22 protein-coding genes are annotated in these 24,247 nt (G+C 67.1%); 16 read left to right on the top strand and 6 right to left on the bottom strand.

The features are described from left to right. The first annotated feature begins 32 nt into the window (after positions 1-32). The 11 genes from leuC to accD all read left to right on the top strand — a co-directional run bounded on the left by leuC (position 33) and on the right by accD (position 12,909). The gene (leuC, locus tag HFGMBDPB_RS04270; RefSeq protein WP_074921049.1) at positions 33-1,454 is read left to right on the top strand and encodes a 3-isopropylmalate dehydratase large subunit; all 1,422 of its coding nucleotides are present in this window, start codon (positions 33-35) and stop codon (positions 1,452-1,454) included. Positions 1,455-1,480: 26 nt separating this feature from the next. Then, complete coding sequence (locus tag HFGMBDPB_RS04265; RefSeq protein ID WP_012207035.1) at positions 1,481-1,606, top strand: entericidin A/B family lipoprotein; 126 nt, start codon at positions 1,481-1,483, stop codon at positions 1,604-1,606. A 20-nt stretch (positions 1,607-1,626) separates the two neighbouring features. Further along, complete coding sequence (gene leuD / locus HFGMBDPB_RS04260; RefSeq protein ID WP_016447763.1) at positions 1,627-2,280, top strand: 3-isopropylmalate dehydratase small subunit; 654 nt, start codon at positions 1,627-1,629, stop codon at positions 2,278-2,280. Between the two features lie 96 nt (positions 2,281-2,376). Then, positions 2,377-3,447, top strand: a complete 1,071-nt coding sequence (gene leuB, locus HFGMBDPB_RS04255; RefSeq protein ID WP_016447764.1) for a 3-isopropylmalate dehydrogenase — start codon at positions 2,377-2,379, stop codon at positions 3,445-3,447. Positions 3,448-3,822: 375 nt separating this feature from the next. Then, positions 3,823-4,935, top strand: a complete 1,113-nt coding sequence (gene asd, locus HFGMBDPB_RS04250) for an aspartate-semialdehyde dehydrogenase (protein ID WP_016447765.1) — start codon at positions 3,823-3,825, stop codon at positions 4,933-4,935. Between the two features lie 367 nt (positions 4,936-5,302). Beyond that, a complete protein-coding gene (locus HFGMBDPB_RS04245; RefSeq protein ID WP_189354064.1) occupies positions 5,303-8,209 on the top strand; it encodes a motility hub landmark protein FimV in 2,907 nt (968 codons plus the stop codon). Between the two features lie 115 nt (positions 8,210-8,324). Continuing rightward, positions 8,325-9,173, top strand: a complete 849-nt coding sequence (gene truA / locus HFGMBDPB_RS04240) for a tRNA pseudouridine(38-40) synthase TruA (RefSeq protein ID WP_016447767.1) — start codon at positions 8,325-8,327, stop codon at positions 9,171-9,173. Between the two features lie 32 nt (positions 9,174-9,205). Beyond that, positions 9,206-9,928 carry a phosphoribosylanthranilate isomerase gene (locus tag HFGMBDPB_RS04235; RefSeq protein ID WP_212645247.1) on the top strand — a complete coding sequence of 241 codons (723 nt, stop codon included), beginning with the start codon at positions 9,206-9,208 and terminating at the stop codon, positions 9,926-9,928. After that, complete coding sequence (trpB, locus tag HFGMBDPB_RS04230) at positions 9,906-11,162, top strand: tryptophan synthase subunit beta (protein WP_016447769.1); 1,257 nt, start codon at positions 9,906-9,908, stop codon at positions 11,160-11,162. The genes HFGMBDPB_RS04235 and trpB overlap by 23 nt, the downstream gene beginning before the upstream one ends. Continuing rightward, the gene (gene trpA / locus HFGMBDPB_RS04225; protein WP_016447770.1) at positions 11,159-11,968 is read left to right on the top strand and encodes a tryptophan synthase subunit alpha; all 810 of its coding nucleotides are present in this window, start codon (positions 11,159-11,161) and stop codon (positions 11,966-11,968) included. Before trpB ends, trpA begins: the two co-directional genes overlap by 4 nt. Positions 11,969-12,033: 65 nt before the next feature. Beyond that, on the top strand, positions 12,034-12,909 hold the full coding sequence (accD, locus tag HFGMBDPB_RS04220; RefSeq protein ID WP_016447771.1) for an acetyl-CoA carboxylase, carboxyltransferase subunit beta: 876 nt from the start codon (positions 12,034-12,036) through the stop codon (positions 12,907-12,909). 77 nt (positions 12,910-12,986) lie between these two features. On the opposite strand, the gene HFGMBDPB_RS04215 is transcribed toward accD, so the two are convergent. Further along, positions 12,987-13,544 (bottom strand): YggT family protein, encoded by a 558-nt coding sequence (locus HFGMBDPB_RS04215; RefSeq protein WP_016447772.1) that lies wholly within the window; start codon positions 13,542-13,544, stop codon positions 12,987-12,989. Between the two features lie 90 nt (positions 13,545-13,634). Between HFGMBDPB_RS04215 and HFGMBDPB_RS04210 the strand changes: the two genes are divergently transcribed. The 5 genes from HFGMBDPB_RS04210 to HFGMBDPB_RS04190 all read left to right on the top strand — a co-directional run bounded on the left by HFGMBDPB_RS04210 (position 13,635) and on the right by HFGMBDPB_RS04190 (position 19,182). Beyond that, positions 13,635-14,309 carry an LON peptidase substrate-binding domain-containing protein gene (locus HFGMBDPB_RS04210; RefSeq protein WP_016451187.1) on the top strand — a complete coding sequence of 225 codons (675 nt, stop codon included), beginning with the start codon at positions 13,635-13,637 and terminating at the stop codon, positions 14,307-14,309. 246 nt (positions 14,310-14,555) lie between these two features. Further along, a complete protein-coding gene (gene lysS / locus HFGMBDPB_RS04205) occupies positions 14,556-16,115 on the top strand; it encodes a lysine--tRNA ligase (protein ID WP_016447774.1) in 1,560 nt (519 codons plus the stop codon). Between the two features lie 91 nt (positions 16,116-16,206). Further along, positions 16,207-17,223 carry a hypothetical protein gene (locus HFGMBDPB_RS04200; protein WP_046239858.1) on the top strand — a complete coding sequence of 339 codons (1,017 nt, stop codon included), beginning with the start codon at positions 16,207-16,209 and terminating at the stop codon, positions 17,221-17,223. 119 nt (positions 17,224-17,342) lie between these two features. After that, positions 17,343-18,416, top strand: a complete 1,074-nt coding sequence (locus HFGMBDPB_RS04195; RefSeq protein ID WP_016447776.1) for a GGDEF domain-containing response regulator — start codon at positions 17,343-17,345, stop codon at positions 18,414-18,416. 97 nt (positions 18,417-18,513) lie between these two features. Then, complete coding sequence (locus HFGMBDPB_RS04190; protein ID WP_174538860.1) at positions 18,514-19,182, top strand: mechanosensitive ion channel family protein; 669 nt, start codon at positions 18,514-18,516, stop codon at positions 19,180-19,182. Positions 19,183-19,249: 67 nt separating this feature from the next. On the opposite strand, the gene purT is transcribed toward HFGMBDPB_RS04190, so the two are convergent. From purT to nagZ, 5 genes are all read right to left on the bottom strand, one after another. Then, the gene (gene purT, locus HFGMBDPB_RS04185) at positions 19,250-20,467 is read right to left on the bottom strand and encodes a formate-dependent phosphoribosylglycinamide formyltransferase (RefSeq protein ID WP_046239857.1); all 1,218 of its coding nucleotides are present in this window, start codon (positions 20,465-20,467) and stop codon (positions 19,250-19,252) included. A 110-nt stretch (positions 20,468-20,577) separates the two neighbouring features. Continuing rightward, complete coding sequence (locus HFGMBDPB_RS04180; protein WP_074921055.1) at positions 20,578-21,240, bottom strand: HD domain-containing protein; 663 nt, start codon at positions 21,238-21,240, stop codon at positions 20,578-20,580. 18 nt (positions 21,241-21,258) lie between these two features. Then, positions 21,259-21,918 (bottom strand): DUF1294 domain-containing protein, encoded by a 660-nt coding sequence (locus HFGMBDPB_RS04175; protein WP_212644972.1) that lies wholly within the window; start codon positions 21,916-21,918, stop codon positions 21,259-21,261. Between the two features lie 7 nt (positions 21,919-21,925). Continuing rightward, positions 21,926-23,023 carry a 6-phosphofructokinase gene (locus HFGMBDPB_RS04170; protein ID WP_212644971.1) on the bottom strand — a complete coding sequence of 366 codons (1,098 nt, stop codon included), beginning with the start codon at positions 23,021-23,023 and terminating at the stop codon, positions 21,926-21,928. A 109-nt stretch (positions 23,024-23,132) separates the two neighbouring features. Then, positions 23,133-24,224 (bottom strand): beta-N-acetylhexosaminidase, encoded by a 1,092-nt coding sequence (gene nagZ, locus HFGMBDPB_RS04165; protein WP_016447782.1) that lies wholly within the window; start codon positions 24,222-24,224, stop codon positions 23,133-23,135. Positions 24,225-24,247 lie beyond the last annotated feature (23 nt).

Below are 24,247 nucleotides of genomic sequence, written 5' to 3'. Positions count from 1 at the left end.
TTTCCCCACGACACCAACCATTCGAGAACGCCATGGGACGCACCCTCTACGACAAGATCTTCGACGAGCATGTCATCCACACCGAGGATGACGGCACCGCCGTCCTCTACATCGACCGCCACCTGGTGCACGAAGTCACCAGCCCCCAGGCCTTCGAAGGCCTGCGCATGGCCGGCCGCAAGCTGTGGCGCATCAGCTCCGTGGTGGCCACGGCCGACCACAACACACCCACCGACGGCTGGGAGCGCGGCTATGACGGCATTGCCGACCCCATCAGCAAGGAACAGATCACCACGCTGAACACCAACATCGGCGAGTTCGGCTCTGCGGCCTTCTTTCCCTTCATGGACAAGGGCCAGGGCATCGTCCACGTCATGGGTCCCGAGCAAGGCGCCACCCTGCCCGGCATGACCGTGGTCTGCGGCGACAGCCACACGTCCACGCATGGCGCCTTCGGCGCACTGGCCCACGGCATCGGCACCTCCGAAGTCGAGCACGTGATGGCCACCCAGACCCTGCTGGCCAAGAAGGCCAAGAACATGCTGATCAACGTCAGCGGCAAGGCGGCGCCCGGCATCACGGCCAAGGACATCGTGCTGGCCATCATCGGCAAGATCGGCACGGCCGGCGGCACGGGCTACACCATCGAGTTCGCAGGCGAGGCCATCCGCGACCTGAGCATGGAAGGCCGCATGACGGTCTGCAACATGGCCATCGAAGGCGGCGCACGCGCCGGCCTGGTGGCCGTGGACGACAAGACCATCGCCTACGTCAAGGGCCGCCCGCTGGCGCCCACGGGCGCCGAATGGGACGCCGCCGTCGCCTACTGGAAGACGCTGCACTCCGATGCCGACGCAAAGTTCGACCGCGTGGTCGAGCTGCAGGCCAGCGAGATCGTGCCGCAGGTCACCTGGGGCACCTCGCCCGAAATGGTACTGGGCGTGGATGCCCGCGTGCCCGATCCCGACAAGGAAAAGGATGCCAGCAAGCGCGGAGCCATCGAGCGCGCGCTGACCTACATGGCGCTGGAACCCGGCAAGGCCATCGACGACATCTTTGTGGACAAGGTCTTCATCGGCTCGTGCACCAACAGCCGCATCGAAGACATGCGCGAAGCCGCCGCCGTGGTCAAGAAGCTGGGCCAGAAGGTGGCACGCAACATCAAGCTGGCCATGGTGGTGCCCGGATCGGGCCTGGTCAAGGAGCAGGCCGAGCGCGAAGGCCTGGACCAGATCTTCAAGGCGGCAGGCTTTGAATGGCGCGAGCCCGGCTGCTCCATGTGCCTGGCCATGAACGCCGACCGCCTGGAGCCCGGCGAGCGCTGCGCCTCCACCAGCAACCGCAACTTCGAAGGCCGCCAGGGCGCGGGCGGACGCACCCACCTGGTGAGCCCCGCCATGGCCGCTGCCGCGGCCATCCACGGCCACTTCGTGGACATCCGCAGATTCTCCTGAACCCGCAACTGCCCCGCCAGCACACCATGAAGCCTTCCTTCTCGATCCTCCTGATCGGCCTGGCCTTCACCCTGGCCGCCTGCAATACCGTCAAGGGCATTGGCCAGGACGTGCAAAGCGCGGGCAGCGCCATCGAACGCGCCGCCCGCTGAACCCTGAATCCGATACAGCCATGCAACAATTCACCGTGCACAAGGGCCTTGTCGCCCCCATGGACCGCGAAAACGTCGACACCGACGCCATCATTCCCAAGCAGTTCCTCAAGTCGATCAAGAAGACCGGCTTCGGTGTGAACCTGTTCGACGAGTGGCGCTACCTGGACCATGGCGAACCCGGCCAGGACCCGGCCTCGCGCAAGCCCAACCCCGACTTCGTGCTCAATCAGCCGCGCTATGCGGGCGCCTCCATCCTGGTCGCACGCAAGAACTTCGGCTGCGGCTCCAGCCGCGAGCACGCGCCCTGGGCCCTGGACCAGTACGGCTTTCGCGCCATCCTGGCACCCAGCTTCGCCGACATCTTCTTCAACAACTGCTTCAAGAACGGCCTGCTGCCCATCGTGCTGCCCGAAGCCACGATCGACATGCTGTTCAACGAGATCGCCGCCTTCCCCGGCTACGAGCTGACCATCGACCTGGACCGCCAGGTGATCGTGCGCCCGCAGGGCGAGGAGATCCCCTTCGACGTCATTGCCTTCCGCAAGTACTGCCTGCTCAACGGTTTTGACGACATCGGCCTGACCCTGCGCCATGCCGACAAGATCCGCGCCTACGAGGCCGAGCGCCTGGCCACCAAGCCCTGGCTGGCGCACACGCTGGTGCAGCGCTGATCGATCTCCACTTGCGCGCATCAATGGGCCGCAGGCGTTGCTGAACCAGCCGCCGGCGTCCTTCCACCATCCGAACAGTCTCTCAAAAGGAACACCATGAAAATCGCAGTCTTGCCCGGTGATGGCATCGGCCCCGAAATCGTTGCGGAAGCCGTGAAGGTGCTGGGCGCCCTGGGCCTGGACTTCGACATGCAGACCGCCCCCGTGGGCGGCGCTGCCTACGAAGCTGCCGGCCACCCGCTGCCCGAATCCACGCTGAAGCTGGCCATGGAGTCCGACGCCGTGCTGTTCGGCGCCGTGGGCGACTGGAAGTACGACACGCTGGACCGCCCGCTGCGCCCCGAGCAGGCCATCCTGGGCCTGCGCAAGCACATGGGTCTGTTTGCCAACTTCCGCCCGGCCATCTGCTATGCGGAGCTGACCCATGCCTCCAGCCTCAAGCCCGAACTGGTCGCAGGCCTGGACATCCTCATCATCCGCGAGCTGACCGGCGACATCTACTTCGGCCAGCCGCGCGGCCGCCGCGTGGCCACTGACGGCCACTTCCCCGGCGCCGAGGAAGCCTTCGACACCATGCGCTACTCCAAGCCCGAAATCGAGCGCATCGCCCACGTGGCCTTCCAGGCCGCGCAAAAGCGCAGCAAGCGCGTGACCAGCGTGGACAAGGCCAACGTGCTGGAAACCTTCCAGTTCTGGAAGGACGTGGTCACCGAGGTGGGCCAGCAGTACCCCGACGTGCAACTGGACCACATGTACGTGGACAACGCCGCCATGCAACTGGTCAAGGAGCCCAAGCGCTTCGACGTGGTGGTCACGGGCAATATGTTTGGCGACATCCTGTCCGATGAAGCCTCCATGCTCACCGGCTCCATCGGCATGCTGCCCTCCGCCTCGCTCAACGCCAAGGGCCAGGGTCTGTACGAGCCCAGCCATGGCTCGGCCCCCGACATTGCGGGCAAGGGCATTGCCAATCCGCTGGCCACCATCCTGTCGGCTGCGATGATGCTGCGCTTCTCACTGAATCAGGAGGCTGCTGCACAGCGTATCGAAGCCGCCGTGCAAAAGGTCCTGGCCCAGGGCCTGCGCACGGCCGACATCCACAGCGAAGGCACGACCAAGGTCTCCACCCGCGAGATGGGCGATGCCGTGGTGGCCGCGCTGGCCTGACGTCCACGACAGCCGCGAGCCTCCGGGCTTGCGGCTGCCTGGCCTGGCCAGGATTTTCCAGAACTTGGCAAAGCGTCAAAACAGACGTCTGCTTTTCGCCATTTCGACGAAGATATTCATCAAACAGACATTCTCTTTCCTGGCGTATTCGCTAGAATGACTGCTCTTATGTTTGCCGCCCGCCCGTTCCTCCTGCTGAACATTGCACCCGCCGCCCAGGCTGGTGTGGCCGTGCGCGCAATCACATCCACAACCATTACGACAATCAAAGGCTGACCCAGCCCGGTTCGTCGTGCGCCCTCACCTGGCCCAGACGAGCCGGGCGACAACAGTCTTGAACCAGCACTGTTTTCACACTGAAAGGGCGTTTCAAAAATGAGCAAGCAATTGGTAGGCCTGGTGGGCTGGCGCGGCATGGTCGGCTCCGTGCTGATGGACCGCATGCAGGCAGAGGGCGATTTCGACCTGATCGAGCCCGTTTTCTTCTCCACCTCCAACGCCGGCGGCAAGGCCCCGGCCATGGCGAAGACCCACACGGAGCTGCGCAATGCCAACGACATTGCCGAGCTGTCCAAGTGCGACATCATCATCACCTGCCAGGGCGGTGACTACACCAAGGAAGTCTTCCCCCAGCTGCGCGCCTCGGGCTGGAACGGCCACTGGATCGATGCCGCATCGTCGCTGCGCATGGAAGGCGATGCCGTCATCGTGCTCGACCCCGTCAATGAAGGCCTGATCCAGTCCAAGCTCGCCGCGGGCGGCAAGAACTGGATTGGCGGCAACTGCACCAACTCCATCCTGCTGATGGGGCTGGGCGGCCTGTTCAAGGCCGGTCTCGTGGAATGGGTCAGCTCCATGACCTACCAGGCAGCCTCCGGTGGCGGCGCCAACCACATGCGCGAACTGCTCAAGGGCATGGGCGTGGTGCATGCGGCCGTGGCCGACGAGCTGGCCACGCCCGCCTCCGCCATCCTGGATATCGACCGCAAGGTGGCCCAGACCATCCGCACCGATGTGCCCACCGAATTCTTCGGCGCGCCTCTGGCTGGCGGCCTGATCCCCTGGATCGACGCACAGCTGGACAACGGCCAGTCCAAGGAAGAGTGGAAGGGCCAGGCCGAGGTCAACAAGATCCTGGGCACGGAGCAGACCATTCCCGTCGACGGCCTGTGCGTGCGCATCGGCGCCATGCGCTGCCACAGCCTGGCGCTGACCCTCAAGCTCAAGAAGGACCTGCCCCTGCAGGAGCTGGAAGCCATCATCAAGTCCGGCAACCCCTGGGTGAAGTGGGTGCCCAATGAACGCGCCATCACCGTCAAGGAACTGACGCCAGCCGCCATCACCGGCGGCCTGGAAGTCGGCGTGGGCCGCGTGCGCAAGCTGAACATGGGCCCCGAATACCTGTCGGCCTTCGTGATCGGCGACCAACTGCTGTGGGGCGCCGCCGAGCCGCTGCGCCGCATGCTGCGCATCCTGCTGGCCGCCTGAGCACCGCCGGCTTGAGCCAACACAAAAAGCGCCATGTCCTGGCCCGGGACATGGCGCTTTTTTCGGCTTTAAACCCTGTGCGATTGGGCACAATGCCCAAGTCTCTTGTCCCCTGACTGTAGGCGGTTGCCTACAATCACCGAAGATACATTGTGTTTCTTCTCGTTGCCGTTCGACAACAACTGGCAGCGTTCACCGGCAACCAGACGCTTGCGATCCTATAGCGTGGCCGACAATGCGACCCAAGCACCTTGGTATATGGCGTGCCATCTATCCCCGGGTAAATTTCAATTACATGTGCAAACGCGGGCATCCCCACAATAACAATAGTGCCTGCCCAATTGCATCCACACAGGTTTGACGCTTTATGCATCGTTGGAAACTCTCTGTGCTGGCCGCTGCGGCCGTCGTCTCGGTCGCACTGCCCGCCTCCGAGGCCTGGGCACTGGCTCTGGGCCGGGTGAACGTGCAATCGGCCCTGGGCGAGCCCCTGCGTGCCGAAGTCGAAATCCCCCAGATCACGGCGGCTGAAGCCGAAGGCCTGCGCGTGGGCGTGGCCTCTCCCGGCGTCTTCCGCACCCAGGGCATGGAGTACAACGCCACGGCCAGCCAGGTGCGCGTCAGCGTGCAGCGTCGCGCGGACGGATCGGCCGTGCTGCGACTCACAAGCACCCAGCCCGTCAACGAGCCCTTTGTCGATCTGGTGATCGACGCCAGCTGGGCCTCGGGCAACCTGCAGCGCAACTACACCCTGCTGCTGGATCCGCCCACCCTGCAAAAGCTGCCGCCTGCCGTGACGGCTGCGGCCCAGGCCTCCGCCCCCGAACCGGGCGCCGCACCGCGCCGCGCCGCACCGGCCCCCTCGCCAGCTGCCGCAGGCAACACCGAGGAAAGCCGTCCAGCCCCTGCTCCGGCAGCCCCGCGCCGGAGCACCGCATCAGCCCGCGAGCGCGCTGCTGCAGCGCCGGCGCCGTCCGAAGCATCCGAGGTCCGCATCAAGACCGGAGACACGGCTGGCCGCATTGCCGCCGCTCACCTGCCCGCAGGCGTTTCGCTGGACCAGATGCTGGTGGCCATGCTGCGCTCCAACCCCAAGGCCTTCATCAACGGCAATGTGAACCGCATGCGCTCCGGCGCCGTGCTCACCGTGCCTGACGAGGCCACGGCACAGGCCACCTCGCCGCGCGAGGCGCGCCAGATCGTTGCAGCCCAGTCCCGGGATTTCAACCAGTTCCGCCGCCAGCTGGCCAGCGCCGCACCGGCCGCGCCCGTGGCATCGGCCAATCGTGAAGCATCGGGCAGCGTCCAGGCCCAGGTCGAAGACCGCAAGCCCTCCACCGCCGCACCCGACAAGCTCACCCTGTCCAAAGGTGCTGTCAAGGGCGTGGAGGCAGACGAGCGCCTGGCCAAGCAAAAGCAGTCCGACGACCAGGCATCGCGCACGGCCGAACTGCAGCGCAACATGTCCGAGTTGAGCCAGATCGCCGCCGCCACCAAGCCCGCCGAAGGTGCTGCTGCAGCACCTGCCTCGGCAGCCAGCGGCACGGCAAACGGCGTGGCTGTGCCGGGTGCGCCGACCGTGCCTGCAGCGCCTGAAGCTGCAGCACCCCAGACAACGCCCCCGGCCCCGGCGGCGACTGCCGACGCAGCCGCTGCGGCCGCTGCCGCCACCGCTGCTGCTCCAGACGCCGCAGCCAATGCTGCAGGCCCGGCAGCGCCCGCGGCAGAAGCCGTGCCCGCCACGCCCGCTCCTGCCGAGCCGCCGAAGCCCAAGCCGGCACCCGCCCCCGTCGCACCGATCGCCGAGCCCAGCTTCATCGATACGCTGATGGAAGATCCCACCATCCCGCTGGCCGGCGCCGCCTTGCTGGCCCTGCTGCTGGGCTATGGTGGCTACCGCGTCATGCAGCGCCGCCGCGCTGCCGCAGCCTCCAGCGAAAGCGCCTTTGGCGACAGCCAGCTCGCGGCCGATTCCTTCTTTGGAGCCAGTGGCGGCCAACGCGTGGATACCGGCACATCGAGCCAGCTGTCGGGCACCTCCATGCACTACTCGCCCAGTCAGCTCGATGCCGGCGATGTGGACCCCGTGGCCGAGGCCGATGTCTACCTGGCCTATGGCCGCGACCTGCAGGCAGAGGAAATCCTCAAGGAAGCCCTGCGCACCGATCCCAGCCGCACCGCACTGCACCAGAAGCTGGCCGACATCTACGCCAAGCGCCATGACCGCAAGGCCTTCGAGGCCGTCGCGCAGACCCTGCACGGCCTGACCCAGGGCAAGGGCGTGGACTGGCAGCGCCTGGCCGACCAGGGCCGCATCCTGGACCCGGAAAACGCCCTCTACCAGCCTGCCGGCGCCGCGCCCCTGTCTGCTGCCGCCGTTGCCGGCGGCGCCGCAGCGGCAGCTGCCGGACTGGCGGCCGCCTCGCTGGCCAGCCGCCCCCTGGACATGGAGGCGCACCGCGAAGGCCCTGCCACCCTGCCCATGGACCTGGACATGGACCTCAACATGGACCTGCCCGGCGGCCTGGCCGACGCCAGCCTGCCCGCGCAGCACGCCAGCCCGCTGCCCGCACCGGCCCCCATGCCCAGCGAACAGGACTTCGCTGCGCTGGAGCCCACGCTGCGCGCACCACTGGAGCCCATGCAGCCCGCAGCAAGCGAGGCGCCTCGCATGGATCCCCGCGTGGAGCCGCCTGCTGCATCGCTGGACATGCCCGGCTTCCAGCCCACGGCCCATGCCTCGCTGACGGATGCCCTGAACCACAGCAGTGCCATGAGCGACATGCAGCCGACCGAGATGCTGCCGCTGGACATGCCCGTCACACGGCAGGTCACGGACAGCTTCCCGGCCACCGAACCCTCGCCCCTGACCGGTTCCACCACGGACGACAGCCACGCCAGTACCGATCTGCTGTCGCTGGACGCCATGGAGTTCAACCTGGAAGACCTGGGCACCGAGGCGCCAGCCCAAGCGCCGGCAGCAGCGCATTCGGGCGGCGTGCTGGAAACGGCGGCCAAGGCCAAGCCTGAACCGGCCGAATCGCTGGAATTCGACCTGGGCAGCCTGTCCCTGGACCTGGGCAATGACACTCCCACGGCCGCAACGCCGCCTTCGGCGCCCGAGGACCCGCTGGCCACCAAGCTCGCCCTGGCCCAGGAATTCAATGCCATCGGCGACAGCGACGGAGCCCGTACACTCATCGAGGAAGTGATCTCCGAGGCCCACGGCGATCTCAAGGCCAAAGCCCAGCGCCTCCTTGCCGAGATAGACTGAAGCCCGACGGCGCCTGCCCAGGCGCCGCGTGCCGGTTTCGCGTGACAGGGTGGTACATGCCACCATGGAAAACTGACAACTTGATGCACACCCAACCCATGCCGGAGGCCTCGCCATGCGCGTAGCCCTCGGCGTCGCCTACAACGGCCAGCGCTACAGCGGCTGGCAAAGCCAGCTGTCTGGCAACACCATTCAAGACCATCTCGAAGCGGCCCTGGGCCGCTTTGCCGCTCAGGAGGTCCACACCCTCTGTGCGGGCCGCACCGATGCCGGAGTGCACGGCCTCATGCAGGTCGTCCACTTCGACACGCCGCTGGACAGGGCCCCGTTCTCCTGGGTCCGTGGCACCAACACCTTCCTGCCGCCGGACATCGCCGTGCAATGGGCCCAGCCCGTGCCCGACTCCTTCCATTCACGGGCCTGCGCCACAGCCAGGCGCTATGCCTATGTGCTGCTGCAGTCGCCCGTGCGGCCCAGCGTGGAGGCCGGGCGTGTGGGCTGGGTGTTCCATGCACTCAACGGTGACGCCATGCAGGCCGCCGCCCAGCACCTGCTGGGAGAGCACGATTTCAGCTCGTTCCGCGCTTCGGGTTGCCAGGCCAAATCCCCCGTCAAGACACTGCACCGCCTGTCCATCACCCGCCGCATGGCAGGCGACGGCGCCCAGATGGCCGCGGCCAGCTCCATGCGTCCCGGGGATGCAGCCATGGAATGCTGCTACTGGCGATTCGAGTTCGAGGGCAGCGCGTTCCTTCACCACATGGTGCGCAACATCATGGGCTGCCTGCTCGCCGTAGGCCAGGGCACACACGCGCCGCAGTGGATGCAACAGGTGCTGGAGGCGCGCTCCCGCGATGCCGCCGCGCCCACCTTCTCGCCGGACGGCCTGTACTTCCTGGGTCCCGTATACGATCCTTCATGGGGCCTTCCTTCGCGCAGCCCGGCCTATGATTGGCTCCCGTGAACGAGCAGGCCTTCCCCCATTCTTCAGCCCCCATGCAGCGCACCCGAATCAAGATCTGCGGACTCACCCGCGAACAGGATGTGGACGCAGCCGTGGCCGCCGGCGCCGACGCCGTGGGCTTTGTCCTCTACGCCCCCAGCCCGCGCGCCGTGACGGTGCAGCGTGCCGCCGAGCTGGCGCGGCGCCTGCCGCCCTTCGTGACACCGGTGCTGCTGTTCGTCAATGAAAGCGCCGCCAACGTGATGGCCGCCTGCACCGCCATCCCGGGCGCCTGCGTGCAGTTCCACGGCGACGAGTCGCCCGAGGACTGCCTTGCCGCCACATCGGGCGGCACCCGCGCCTTCCTGCGCGCCGCGCGCATTCCCCTTGGTCCCGATGCCGCGCGCTTCGACCTCGTAGAATATGCCCAGCGTTACTCGAAAGCCCAGGCCATACTGCTCGACGCCCATGTCGACGGCTATGGTGGTGGCGGAAAAGCATTCAATTGGTCACTCCTTCCACCAAACGTCGCCTCTCACCTCGTTTTGTCTGGTGGACTCACGCCTGCAAACGTGACCGATGGCATCTTGCAAGTGCGCCCGCGAGGACTCTCGCTGGCCGTTGATGTCAGTTCCGGCGTCGAGGCCGATGGTCCCGACGGCAAGCCCCTCAGGGGCATCAAGGACGCCGGCAAGATACACCGATTCATCGCCGCCGTGCGCGCGGCCGATGACCAACTTTTGCAGACAAGCCATGTTCGAATACCAGTACCCTGACGCATCTGGCCACTTTGGCCGCTTCGGCGGCAGCTTTGCCAGCGAAACCCTGACACACGCTCTGACCGAGCTGCGCGACGCCTACGCCAAGTACCAGAACGACCCGGAATTCGTTGCCGAATTCCAGTCCGAGCTGGCCCACTTCGTCGGCCGCCCCTCGCCCGTCTACCACGCGGCACGCATGTCGCGCGAGATGGGCGGCGCGCAGATCTACCTCAAGCGCGAAGACCTCAACCACACGGGCGCGCACAAGATCAACAACGTGATCGGCCAGGCCATGCTCGCCCGGCGCATGGGCAAGCCCCGCATCATTGCCGAGACGGGCGCCGGCCAGCACGGCGTGGCCACGGCCACCATCTGCGCGCGCTACGGCCTCGAGTGCATCGTCTACATGGGCTCCGAGGACGTGAAGCGCCAAAGCCCCAACGTCTACCGCATGCGCCTGCTGGGCGCCACCGTGGTGCCGGTGGAATCGGGCAGCCGCACGCTCAAGGATGCGCTCAACGAGGCCATGCGCGACTGGGTGGCCAACGTGGACAACACCTTCTACATCATCGGCACCGTGGCCGGCCCCCACCCCTATCCCGCGATGGTGCGCGACTTCCAGAAGGTCATCGGCGAGGAATGCCTCACGCAGATGCCCGAGTTCCTGGGCGCCGACCGCCAGCCCGACGCCGTGGTCGCCTGCGTAGGCGGCGGCAGCAATGCCATGGGCATCTTCCACCCCTATATCCCGTTCGAGAACACGCGCCTGATCGGCGTCGAGGCTGCGGGCGAGGGCCTGGACAGCGGCAAGCACTCGGCCTCGCTGCAGCGCGGCAGCAGCGGCGTGCTGCACGGCAACCGCACCTTCATCCTGCAGGACGAGAACGGCCAGATCACCGAGACGCACAGCATCAGCGCCGGCCTTGACTATCCCGGCGTCGGCCCCGAGCACGCCTGGCTGCAGGAACTGGGCCGCGCCCAATACGTGGGCATCACGGACCAGGAGGCCTTGGACGCCTTCCACTACCTGTGCCGCACCGAAGGCATCATTCCCGCCCTGGAGTCCAGCCATGCCGTGGCCTATGCCATGCAACTGGCCAAGACCATGCGCGCCGACCAGTCCATCCTCGTGAACCTGTCCGGTCGCGGCGACAAGGACATCGGCACCGTGGCCGATCTCTCGGGCGCCGACTATTACGACCGTCCCTCCATGCGCGGGCTCACGGTCAAGGGAGGAGCAGCTCAATGAGCCGCATCACCACGACTTTCACCAAACTTCAGGAAGATGGCCGCAAGGCCCTGATCCCCTACATCACCGCGGGCTTCCCGTTCGCGGCCATCACGCCGTCGCTGATGCACGGCATGGTGGAGGCTGGCGCCGATGTGATCGAGCTGGGCGTGCCCTTCTCGGACCCCATGGCCGACGGCCCCACCATCCAGAAGGCTGGCGACCGTGCCATCGCCAACGGCGTGGGCCTGGTGCAGGTGCTGGCCTATGTGCGCGAGTTCCGCCAGAAGAACCAGACCACGCCCGTGGTGCTGATGGGCTATGCCAACCCGGTGGAGCGCTACGACCAGATCCACGGCAAGGACCGCTTCGTGGACGATGCGGCCGAAGCCGGCGTCGACGGCCTGCTCATCGTGGACTACCCGCCCGAGGAGTGCGAGGCATTCGCCGCGCAACTGCGTGCGCGCGACATGGACCTCATCTTCCTGCTGGCACCCACGTCCACCACCGAGCGCATGCAGCAGGTGGCGCGCGTGGCCAGCGGCTATGTCTACTACGTCTCGCTCAAGGGCGTGACCGGCTCGGGCGCGCTCGACACGGCAGCCGTGGAAGCCATGCTGCCGCGCATCCGCGAGCATGTGAGCATTCCCGTGGGCGTGGGCTTCGGCATCCGCGACGCGGCCACGGCACAGGCCATCGGCCGCGTGGCCGATGCGGTGGTGATCGGCAGCCGCATCATCGAGATGCTGGACGGCCAGCCCCACGAAAAGATCGTCCCCCTGACCATCGACTTCCTGCGCGGCGTGCGCAAGGCACTCGACGCGTAGGTCGCATAATGCAGCCCTTGCATGCGGCCCGGTGCCGCATGCCCTGCGCCTGAAAAGGAAACACCATGTCCTGGCTTGAAAAACTCCTGCCTGCCAAAATCCAGCAAACCAACCCTACGGATCGCCTCCAGCAGATCCCCGAAGGTCTGTGGATCAAGTGCCCGAGCTGCGAGACCGTGCTCTACAAGGCCGATCTGGAGAAAAACCAGAACGTCTGCCCCAGCTGCAGCCACCATCACCGCATCGGCGCGCGCGCCCGCCTGAACCATTTCCTGGATGCCGAAGGCCGCTATGAGATCGGCCAGGAAGTCATTCCTGTCGACGCCCTGAAGTTCAAGGACAGCCGCAAGTACCCCGAGCGCCTCAAGGAAGCGCTGGAGAACACCGGCGAGACCGATGCCCTGGTCGTCATGGGCGGCGCCATCAAGAGCGTCAACGTGGTCGCAGCCTGCTTCGAGTTCGAATTCATGGGCGGCTCCATGGGCTCCGTGGTCGGCGAGCGCTTCGTGCGTGGCGTCGAGACCGCCATCGAGCAGAAGGTCCCCTTCATCTGCTTCACCGCCACCGGCGGCGCGCGCATGCAGGAAGGCCTGCTGAGCCTGATGCAGATGGCCAAGGCCAACGCCGCGCTCACACGCCTGGCCAAGAAGGGCCTGCCCTACGTCTCGGTGCTGACCGACCCCACCTTCGGCGGCGTCTCCGCCAGCTTCGCCTTCGTGGGAGACATCGTCATTGCCGAGCCCAAGACCCTGGTCGGCTTCGCCGGCCCGCGCGTGATCGAGACCACGGTGCGCGTGAAGCTGCCCGAAGGCTTCCAGCGCGCCGAGTTCCTGCAGGACAAGGGCGCCGTGGACATGATCGTGGACCGCCGCGAGCTGCGCGACCGCATCGCCGCATCGCTTGCCATGCTGCAGCGCCTGCCGGCCGACGCTGTTCAGTAAAGCCTCGCGCAGACACAAAAAAGCCGCCGCAGGTGGGTGCCTGCGGCGGCTTTTTCACGTCCGGGAAACTGGGGAAATCAGGCCAGCAGCATCAGGCCCGAGCCCTGGATATAGCCCAGCACCATCAGCGCAATCTGCAGCAGCACCAGGGCCACCAGTGCCGACAGATCGATACCGCCGATCAGGGGCACGATGCGGCGAATGGGCCGCAGCATGGGCTCGGACAGGCGCTGCAGCACGCCGTACATCGGCGACTGCGGCTGCACCCACGACAAGATGACATAGATCAGCAGCACGCCCACCATGCCCGACAGCGCCACGCGCGCCAGGCCGCACAGGGCCAGCCACGGCAAGGCGAGCACATTGGACTGCCCGCCCATCAGCAGCCACAGCAGCACGAACTGCAGCATCTGCAGCAGGAAGGCCGCGATCAGGCTGGACATGTCCCAGCGCCCGGCCGGCTTGATGACGCGGCGCAGCGGCATCACGATCCAGTCGGACAGCGCAAACACCAGTTGGCCGACCGGGTTGCCGAAGGGAATGCGCTGGGCCTGCATGTACATGCGCAACAGGCAGACGCCGGTCAGCAGGCCAACGACCACGTCGAGCAAAAAGGAAACGATCTGAAAAAGCATGGCGTTGTAGGACTGCGAGAGGAAGATCGGACCACGGCCAGCCGGCCTTGGCACAGCATGGGATGATAGCTGCCGCATCCCGCCCATCACATGACCGCCCATACCGCACTGCACTCCCTGCCGCTTTTCCCCCTGGGCAGCGTCCTTTTTCCCCAAGGCCTGCTGAGCCTTCGCGTCTTCGAGGTCCGCTACCTCGACATGATCCGCAAGTGCGAGCGCACGGGAGCCCCCTTCGGCGTGGTGGCATTGCAGGCCGGCAGCGAAGTGCGCAAGGCCGGTGCTGCCGCCGAGCAGCTGCATGCCGTGGGCACGCTGGCACGCATCGTCCAGCTGCAGCAGCCCCAGCCCGGCCTGCTTCACCTGCAGTGCGAGGGCACGCAGCGCTTTCGCATGCAGGATCACCGGCAGCTGCCCCACGGCCTGTGGGTGGCCGATGTGCAGATGCTGCCTGCCGACGCCGCCGTCCCCGTCCCCGATCACCTGCTCGCCACGGCCCAGGCCCTGGCCCAGGTGCTGATGCAGCTGCACGCACGATCCACCGACGCCGACCATGCCCGGCTGCCCAGCGCCGAACAGATGGGCGACTGCGGCTGGGTGGCCAACCGCTGGACCGAGCTGCTGCCCCTGCCCGTGTCCATCAAGCAGCAACTGATGGCCTTGGACAGCCCGCTGGTGCGGCTGGAGCTGGTGGCGGATGTGCTGGAACGCAGCGGCATAGGCAATTCACAGGGGACGGCCCCCGGCTCCCCGCCCGCTGCGCACTGACGAATTGGCGGTCCTGCGGCGTCATACCGCAGCAAGGTCCGGCACATTGACGGCACCACGCACCGAAAGCGCGACAAAAAACTTAAAATCGCGGATTCAGCCCGCCAGCTGCGGGGCCTGCCGGTGGCATTTGCTGCTGCCGCTGCATTTTCCAGCCCTTCCCGCCTGGCTTTTTTTCGGCTTTCCCCGATTTCCCCCTCCGGCTTTTTTCCGGCCCCTCGGCGTTTTGCGCTGGCGCTCATTGTCATGACCGAACACAACACACCATCTGCAGCGGACCAGACCGCTCCCCAGGACGAAAACCAACTCATCGCCGAGCGCCGCGAAAAACTCAAGGCCCTGCGCGAACAGGTGCGTGAACAGGGCGGCGTGGCCTTCCCCAACGACTTCAAGCCGGCCGACCGCGCCGAGGCCCTGCAGCAGGCCCATGCCGACAAGAGCGCCGAGCAGCTCGACGCCGAATCCGTGCAGGTCAGCCTGGGCGGCCGCATGATGCTCAAGCGCGTCATGGGCAAGGCCAGCTTCGCCACCATCCAGGACGGATCGCTGGGCCCCACGCACGGCCGCATCCAGCTGTACATCACGCGCGACACCGTGGGCGAGGAGGTCTATGCGGCCTTCAAGCGGTGGGACCTGGGCGACATCCTGGGCGCCGAAGGCACGCTGATGAAGACCAAGACCGGCGAGCTGTCGGTCAAGGTGCAGACGCTGCGCCTGCTCACCAAGAGCCTGCGCCCCATGCCCGACAAGTTCCACGGCATGGCCGATCTGGAGCAGAAGGTGCGCCAGCGCTACGTGGACCTGATGATGGACGAGCAGGCCCGCCGCCGCTTCATCGCGCGCAGCAAGGCCGTCTCGGGCATCCGCGAATTCATGGTGGAGCATGGCTTCCTGGAAGTGGAGACGCCCATGCTGCATCCCATTCCCGGCGGCGCCAACGCCAAGCCCTTCGTCACCCACCACAACGCGCTGGACCAGGAGATGTACCTGCGCATCGCGCCCGAGCTGTACCTCAAGCGCCTGGTGGTCGGCGGCTTCGAGCGCGTGTTCGAGATCAATCGCAACTTCCGCAACGAAGGCATCTCGGTGCGCCACAACCCCGAGTTCACCATGATGGAGTTCTACGCGGCCTACTGGAACTACCGCGACCTGATGGACTACACCGAGGCACTGGTGCGCGACGCCGCGCAAAAGGCCGTGGGCACGCTGCAGCTGACCTACGGCGGCAAGCCCGTGGACCTGTCCCAGCCCTTCCAGCGCCTGACCATTCCCGAGGCCATCGTCAAGTTCACCGAAGCCGGTGACAAGGTGGCCGACCGCGAATGGCTGACCAATGCCCTGCGCAAGCTGGGCATGACGGAAGAAAAGGACCGCCTGTCCACCCGTACCCTGGCCAGCCTGCAGGTGCTGTACTTCGAGGAAGTGGTCGAGGAAAAGCTCTGGCAGCCCACCTTCATCATGGAGCACCCCACCGAGATCTCGCCGCTGGCACGCGCCAATGACGAGCGCCCCGAAGTCACCGAGCGCTTCGAGCTGTACATCACGGGCCGTGAATTCGGCAACGGCTTCTCCGAACTCAACGACGCCGAGGACCAGGCCGCGCGCTTCAACGCCCAGGTCCAGGCCAAGGACGGTGGCGACGACGAAGCCATGTACTTCGACCACGACTTCGTGCGTGCCCTCGAGTACGGCATGCCCCCCACGGGCGGCTGCGGCATCGGCATCGACCGCCTGATGATGCTGCTGACCGACAGCGCCAGCATCCGCGACGTGATCCTGTTCCCCGCCCTGCGCCGCGAACAGTAAACCCCCGGCATCCAGCGCCTGCGCGCATGGCCAACTGAAGCCGCCTGCGTTCCCTTGGGAGCCAGGCGGCTTTTCCCTATACTGGCTCGCCATGCACATCCCCACCTACTGGGCGCAGGCGCGCCTGCGGCATGAAAGCCGCCCCACCCACGGCATCACCGTCCAGCGCTGGGGATGGTCCGACACCAGCCAGGAGGCTGCCCAGGCCCACGCCCAGGAGCGTGCCGCCAAGGCCCTGCAAGACGCCCGCAATGCGGCGCTGCCCCCGGGCGAGCCGCGCATGGAATGGAAGAACGAGTACGCGCTCGACGGCTTCAGCACCCCCATACGCGAAGAAGTCCTGCAGCGCCGCGACGGCACGGTGATGACGCGCAACAGCTACGGCGCCCACTGCCTGAACACCGAGCGCGTGGCCATCGCCGATATCGACCTGCCCGAGCCGCCCAGCGCTGTGCGCTTTCCCGTCGTGACCCTGCTTTTGTTGGCTTCGGCCGCCACCTGGCTGGCCCGGCTGGCACCGCACAAGAACAATTCGAGGATGGTGGCCACGGCGCTGGTCGTGCTGCTGCTGTTCCTGGCCATGCGGCGCGTGCAGCGCTGGTGGGAGGCGCGGCAGGCGCGCCGGCGCGCGGCCACGGACTCGCCGTCCGCACGCGCCATGGAGCGCGTACAGGCCTTCCACCAAAGCCATGCCGACTGGGGGCTGCGCGTCTATGAAACGCCCAAGGGCCTGCGTGTCATCGTCACGCATACCGATTTCGCACCCGACGACCCTGCCGTCGCGCAGTTGTTCGACGCCTTGCAGGTGGACCCGCTCTATGCCCTGCTGTGCGAGCGCCAGCAGTGCTTTCGCGCCCGCGTATCGGGCAAGCCCTGGCGCATGGGCCTGACCGGACTGTCCACCTCGCTGCGCCGCTGGCCCCAGCCCGAGCAGACGCGGCAAGAGCGCCGCCAGTGGGCGCTTGCCTATGACGAAAAAGCCCAGGGCTTTGCAGCTTGCAGGCTGCTGCAGCAACTGGGCAACCCACGCCTGTGTGCGGCCGCCGACGCCTTCGTGCAATGGCACGACGAAGCCAGCCGGGCCCGCACGGACCTGCCCCTGGCCTGAAGAAAGCCGGGCATCCACAATCGCACACGAATACAACGACCGACTTACACTGGCGCCACCCCCATGCCGCGTACTGCGCAGCCCCCTGACCCATTTCTGGTCTCACAACCCTGAAGGCCATGCCCGCTGCCCCACCACCTTCGCCCACCGACAGCACCGACTCTCCCGCCATCGAGCCCACCGGAGCGCGCTTCGCCAAGCCGACGGACGAGGCATCGCCGTTTTGCGTGCTGGTCGTGGAAGACCAGGCCTCGGTACGCACCAGTCTGGTCAGCGAGCTGCTGCATGCGGGCGTGACCCGCGTGCTGGAGGCTGCCGATGGCCCCAGCGCCCTGGCACTGTTCCGCGAGCAGCGCCCCGACCTCGTGCTGCTCGACATCCGTCTGCCGGGCGAGGACGGCTACTGGGTGGCCCGCCAGCTGCGCGAGGCCGAGCCCGGCGAGTGGACGCCCGTCATCTTCCTGTCCGGACTGGACAATGACCTGGACGTGTGGCGCGGCATCGAGGCCGGAGGCGACGACTACCTGGTCAAGCCCGTCAAGCCCATCGTGCTCGTGGCCAAGCTGCGCGCCATGCGCCGCCTGCTGGACATGCGCCGGCGCCTGGTATCGCTGTCGGCCGAGCTGCATGAGGCCAACCAGAAGCTCAACGAAATGGTCGAGCTCGACCAGCTCACGGGCCTGGTCAACCGCCGAGGCTTCGACCGCATCCTGCATGCCGAGATCGCCTCGGCCCGCCGCGAGGGCCAGCCGCTGACGCTGATGCTCTGCGACCTGGACCATTTCAAGCGCTACAACGACACCTATGGCCATGTGCATGGCGATGAATGCCTGAAACAGATAGGCCGCCTGCTGCGCGAGGTCTGCGTGCGCCCGCGTGACGTGGCGGCGCGCTATGGCGGCGAGGAATTCGCGCTCATCCTGCCGCGCACGCCACGCTCGGGGGCCATGACGTTCGCGCGTGCCGTGGGCCAGATGCTGCGCGTGCTGCGCATACGCCACCCCGACTCACCCCATGAATCGGGCCTCACGCTGTCGGGCGGCATCACCACCTGCGTCCCCGACGAATACACCAGCGCCGAAGCCATGCTCATGCGCGCCGACCAGGCCCTGTACGCGGCCAAGGCGCAGGGGCGCGACCGCTTCTTCAGCTTCGAGATGCAGATGGACACGGTGGAGCAGCGCCGCACCTGACTGCCGGGCCTTGCGCCTGCGCTTACGATCGCAGCTCAATGCCGGGCGCGCGCAAGCCGCGCATCCGGGTCTTGCTGTTTCCTGAATGTTTGAAGTTATGCGTCGTTTTCAAGCGCACCTGCCCGCCTGGATGCAGGATTGGCTGGAGTTCATCATCCCCGGCGCCCAGATCCTGCTGATCATCGGTGCGGCCTGGCTGCTCAATCGCCTGGTTCGCCGGCTGATCGCACGCGCGGGCAGGCACTACGGCCTGCCGCCGGAGCTGCTGGTGCCGCTGCGCGGCGTGTTCCGCTGGATTCTGATTGCCGCCACCGTGCCGCTGGTACTGGAGCGCCTGGGCGTCTCGGCCACCGTGCTGTGGACAGCCTTCACCGGCTTTGCCACCGTGGGCGCCGTGGCCTTCTTTGCGGCCTGGAGCGTGCTGTCCAACCTGTTCTGCGCCCTGCTCATCGTCATCGTCGGGCCCTTTCGCCTGGGCGACTACATCGAGGTGCTGGACACGGCCGAAAAGCCCGGTGCCAAGGGCCGCGTGATCGACATCAACATGCTCTACACCACCTTGCAGGATGCCCATGCGCCCGATGGCTCACCCAATCTGCTGCAGATCCCCAACTCGCTGATCTTCCAGCGCGTGGTCCGGCGCTGGAAGGGGGGCCTGGGCGCGGATGGCGAGCATGCCAGCCATGGCGAGGAGGAGCGCGCCATCCGGCTGACCACGCCGCATGATGCCCAGCCCTCGCAGCCTCCCATGCACACGACCAACTAAGGCCGGCACCCCATGAAAAAAGCCGCCGCCCGGCAAAGGGACGGCGGCTTTGTCATTGGGCAGCGCCTCAGGGCTTGCGCGGCCGGACCTTGCTGGCGGCCAGCTTGGCGTTGGTGCGCGCCTGCTCCACATCCTGGGCGCGCGCCAGGGCCACGCCCATGCGGCGCTTGACGAAGCTCTCTGGCTTGCCAAACAGGCGCAGGTCCGTGCCCGGCACGGCCAGGGCCTCGTCCACGCCGTCGAACACCAGGCCTTCGGCATCCTGCCCGCCATAGATCACGGCGCTGGCGCCGGGATTGCGCAGCGAGGCATCCACGGGCAGGCCCAGGATGGCGCGCGCATGCAGCTCGAACTCGCTTTGCCACTGCGTGGCCAGCGTGACCAGCCCCGTGTCGTGCGGGCGTGGCGAGACTTCGCTGAACCAGACCTGCTCGCCCTTGACGAACAGCTCCACGCCAAACAGGCCCAGGCCGCCCAGGTCGTCGGTCACCGCCTTGGCGATGTCGCGCGACTTCTGCAGCGCCGCCGGGTGCATGGGATGGGGCTGCCAGCTTTCCACATAGTCGCCGGACTGCTGGATGTGGCCGATGGGATCGCAGAAATGCGTCTGCACCTGGCCGTCCGCACCCTTGGCGCGCACCGTGAGCTGGGTGATTTCGTAGTCGAAGTCGATGAAGCCTTCGACGATCACACGGCCATGGCTCACGCGGCCGCCGGCCATGGCGTAGTCCCAGGCCTTGGCCACGTCGTCCGGGCCGTCCAGCTTGCTCTGGCCCTTGCCCGAGCTGCTCATCACGGGCTTGACCACGCAGGGAAAGCCGATGGCGGGCTGGCCATCCGTGCCGTCGATGGCAGCCTGCAGTTCCTGCTGCGAATCACAGAAGCGGTAAGGGCTGGTGGCCAGGCCCAGCGTCTCGGCGGCCAGGCGGCGAATGCCTTCGCGGTCCATGGTCAGGCGCGCGGCGCGGGCCGTGGGGATCACGGTGACCACGCCTGCCGCTTCCAGCTCTTCGAGCATGGGCGTGGCAATGGCCTCGATCTCGGGCACGACCAGGCCGGGTTTCTCGGCCTCGATCAAGGCCTTGAGCTGGGCCGGATCGCTCATGGTGATGGTGCGTGCGTGGTGGGCCACCTGCTGACCGGGCGCGTTCTCGTAACGGTCCACGGCAATGGTTTCCACGCCCAGGCGCTGCAGCGCGATCAGCACTTCCTTGCCGAGTTCGCCGCTGCCCAGCAGCATGACTTTGGTGGCATGGGGGGAGTAAGGGGTTCCAAGGGTGGTCATCTGCGCGTCCGGTGAGCCAGGCAGAGCCTGGGCAAGATAAGAAAGAGAGGGAGGCAGGCCTGCACGGCCCGCAGCAGCCCCCGATCATAGGATGCCGACACAGGCGCCGCCTACAAACCCAGCGCCTGCGCGAGGTTGCACCGCGCCCGTGCCTCCAGCCGTTGCCGGAACCAGTCGGTGCAGTAGATGGCCTCGCGCTGCATGAAGCCCAGCAACACCTCGCGGCGCCTGGCGCGGTACAGCGGCAAGGGCACCCATTCGTACTCGGCCCGCACCTGTACCTCGTACTCGGCAAACCGCAGAGGGTCGGCCGCGAGAATGCCCAGGTCGGCATCCACCAGCAGTTGGGCGTCGATCCCGGACGGCTGTGCAGCGTGACAGGTCGCCATGATCAGGCCGTGCACGCGCCCGGCCACCTCCGCCGGCAGGCCCTGCCCGCGCACCACGGCCACGGCCCAGTCGGCGCTGCGCGCCTCGTTGTCCTTGGCCTGGGTTTCGTAGACGGCATCATGGAACCACAGCGCCAGCGCCACCTCGCCGGGGTGCGCGGCCAGGCCCAGCGCCGGCTGCAGCAGGCCCATGGCCTCGCCCAGATGCTGCAGCGTGTGGTAGTGGCGCTGGGGCTCGCTGTAGCTTTGCAGCAGCTCGGCCAGCACAGGCTGCGGCGCGCTGGCGCCCAGTGCGGACCAGGCATGCTGCCAAGATGCCTGCCAGGTCTGCAGCGATGCATCGTTTGCGCTGGGCATTTCGGCCCCTGGTCCAGCCTGGGTCATCGCCTGCTCCTTGGGTCTTCAGAAGATGCCGGGTGCCAGAGCCCGCAACGGCGCACCCGCCGGTGACAGCAGCCAGGCCAGCAGGCCGCAGTTGATCCCCACGGTGATCCAGAATACCAACTGGAACGAGGCCTTGCTGGACTTGTGCCGCAGCAGCCCTTGCGCGAGCAGCGCGCCAGGCCAGCCGCCCAGCAGCGCCAGCAGGTGCAGGCGGCCTTCGCTGGTACGCCAGCGGTCGTGCACGGCGGCGGACTTGTCGAATCCGTAGACCATGAAGGTCACAAGGCTTGCCGCCGCATACAGGCCGACCAGTGCCCAGGGCATGCGGCCAATCCAGGCAACGGCCATCAGCACGCAGAAGAAGGCAGCGGCCAGCCCCACTGCCACCTGGCCTCGCACAGTTGACTGAGGCCGCGAGGACATGCCGGCACGGCGTCGCCGCGCAGGCTGCGGATGGCTGCTACTGGACTCGCCAATGAAGGCGACATCCTGGGCGCGCCATTTCCCCTGGGCGTTGCGGCCGGGTACGTAGCTGACGCGCTCGCCGCCCTCGGGCCTGCGGCGGCGGTCGGTGAAGGACTTGATGTGCACAAAGACCGGCGCCCCGCCGCCATCGGGCTCGATGAAGCCGAAGCCCTGCTCGTCCTTCCAGCCGGTGATGCGCCCCTGTTGCCGCATGGCGGGCTCAGTGGCGGCCAGCGGCGGCCGGCGACGCAGCAGGCTTGCGGAGCTCGCCCAGGCAAATGCCTATGTCGCGCGCCATGGTGAGCAGGCCGTGGTCCAGGGGCACGGTGCGCTGGGTGTTGGCCACGCGGGAGATTTCCACGCTGCCGATTTCGCCACCCTGCAGCGTGACCATGCGGCCGAAGCGCCCCGACAGCACCAGTTGCGCCGCATGGTGGCCGTACTGGGTGGCCAGCACGCGGTCAAAGGGAGTGGGGTCGCCGCCGCGTTGCACATGGCCCAGCACCGTGGTGCGCACCTCGCTCCTGAGATGGGGCTGCAGGCGCTCGCGCAGCACATGGCCGACGCCGCCCAGGCGTACGGGGTCCGGGCTTTGCTCTATGCGCTCACGCACCGTGAGGCTGGCGCCGCTTTCCTTGGCGCCCTCGCCGATGCAGATGATGGTGTAGCGCTGGCGCTGCTCGCGCATGCGGCAAAAATCCACGATGGCCTGCAGGTCGTAGTCGATCTCGGGCAGCAGGATGACGTCGGCCGCACCGGCAATGCCGGCCTCCAGCGCCAGCCATCCGGCATGGCGCCCCATGGTCTCGACGATCATCACGCGGTGGTGGCTGTTGGCTGTGCTCTCGATGCGGCGCAGCGCCTCGGTGGCCGTGGCCACGGCGGTGTCGAAACCAAAGCTGCGCTCGCAGTTGGCAATGTCGTTGTCGATGGTCTTGGGCACGCCCACGCAGGTCAGCCCCACCTGTTCGGCCAGGCCATGCGCCAGGCTCATGGTGCCGTCGCCGCCGATGGCCACCACCACGTCCAGTCCCAGCGCCCGGACATTTCGGCCCACATGCTCCAGCGTGGCCTCATCGCGCAGGGGATTGGCGCTGTTGCTGGTGCCCAGGATGGTGCCGCCCACATGCAGGATGCCCGAGACCTCGTCCCAGCCCAGGGGCTTGACGCCGGGCGGGTCGAGCATCAGGCCCTCGAAGCCGTCGGCAATGCCCAGCACCTCGCACTGGCCGTGGTTGATCAGGGACTTGGTGACCGCACGGATCACCGCATTCAGGCCGGGGCAGTCGCCACCTCCGGTCAGCACGCCAACGCGCATGGGAAAACTCTCCTGTGAAAACACTTGGCGTGCGCGTCCTCCATGGCCCGCACAGCCTTTGCAAAGCCCGCCAGGCCTCAGCCGGCCAGCCGCTGCGCTCGTCAATCCATCAAGGCAGCAGGTCCAGCGCCTGGAGGTAGGCCGGCTGGCGCATGAGGTCGTCCCAGGGCTGGGGCACGGTCTCCGGCAGCAGGGCCAGGCGGCGCGATTCGCTGTCGGCATCGGGCTGCCAGCGGCCACTGCGCTGCGCGGCCTCCATGCCGGCCAGCAGCTCGTCCACATGCTCGCCCAGGCCCAGGCTCTGGTTGCACAGCAGCACCATGTCGCAGCCGGCCTCCAGCGCGGCCAGGGCTGCGTCGGTGTAGCCGATGAGTTGCCCGTCGATGCGGCGCGCGCCCTCCATGCTCAGGTCATCGCTGAAGATGGCGCCGTCGTAGCGCAGGCGGCTGCGCAGGATGTCCTTGAGCCACTTGGCGGAAAAACCGGCCGGGCGCCTGTCGACCTTGGGGTAGATCACATGGGCCGGCATCACGGCCGTGAGCACGCTGGACAGCCAGGGATAGGGCGCGGCGTCCTCGCCCAGGATGGCGGTGAGGCTGCGGCCATCGACCGGAATGTCCACATGCGAGTCGGCCTTGACGAAGCCGTGGCCGGGAAAGTGTTTGCCGCAGTTGCCCATGCCGGCCTGCAGCAGGCCGTGCATGAGGCTGCGGGCCAGCGCCGCCACCACGCGCGGGTCGCGGTGGAAGCTGCGGTCGCCGATGACGCTGCTGGCACCGTAGTCAAGGTCCAGCACCGGGGTGAAGCTGAAATCCACGCCGCAGGCGCGCAGTTCGGTGCCCAGCACGTAGCCGGCCGCCGTGGCGGCGTTCATGGCAGCCAGGGCGCCGCTGCCTTCGCGCTGCTTGCTGCCCTTGCCGTCGTCCATCCACATCTGGCCGAAGGCGCGCATGGGCGGCAGATGCGTGAATCCGTCGGCACGAAAACGCTGCACGCGCCCGCCCTCGTGGTCCACGCAGATCAGCAGGTCGGCTTTGACGCCCTTGATATCGGCGCACAGCTGCACCAGTTGCTCGCGGCTTTCCCAGTTGCGGGCGAAGAGGATGATGCCGCCGACCAGCGGATGCGCCAGGCGCCGGCGGTCCGCGTCGGTGAGCGCCTTGCCGGCGATGTCGATGATCAGGGGTGCGTGCTCGGTCATGCTATGAATCCTGTGGAGTCAAA

Source organism: Delftia sp. PE138 (assembly GCF_018320755.1).
GTDB lineage: Bacteria > Pseudomonadota > Gammaproteobacteria > Burkholderiales > Burkholderiaceae_C > Comamonas > Comamonas tsuruhatensis.
This window is presented reverse-complemented; position numbering and strand designations above follow the sequence as displayed.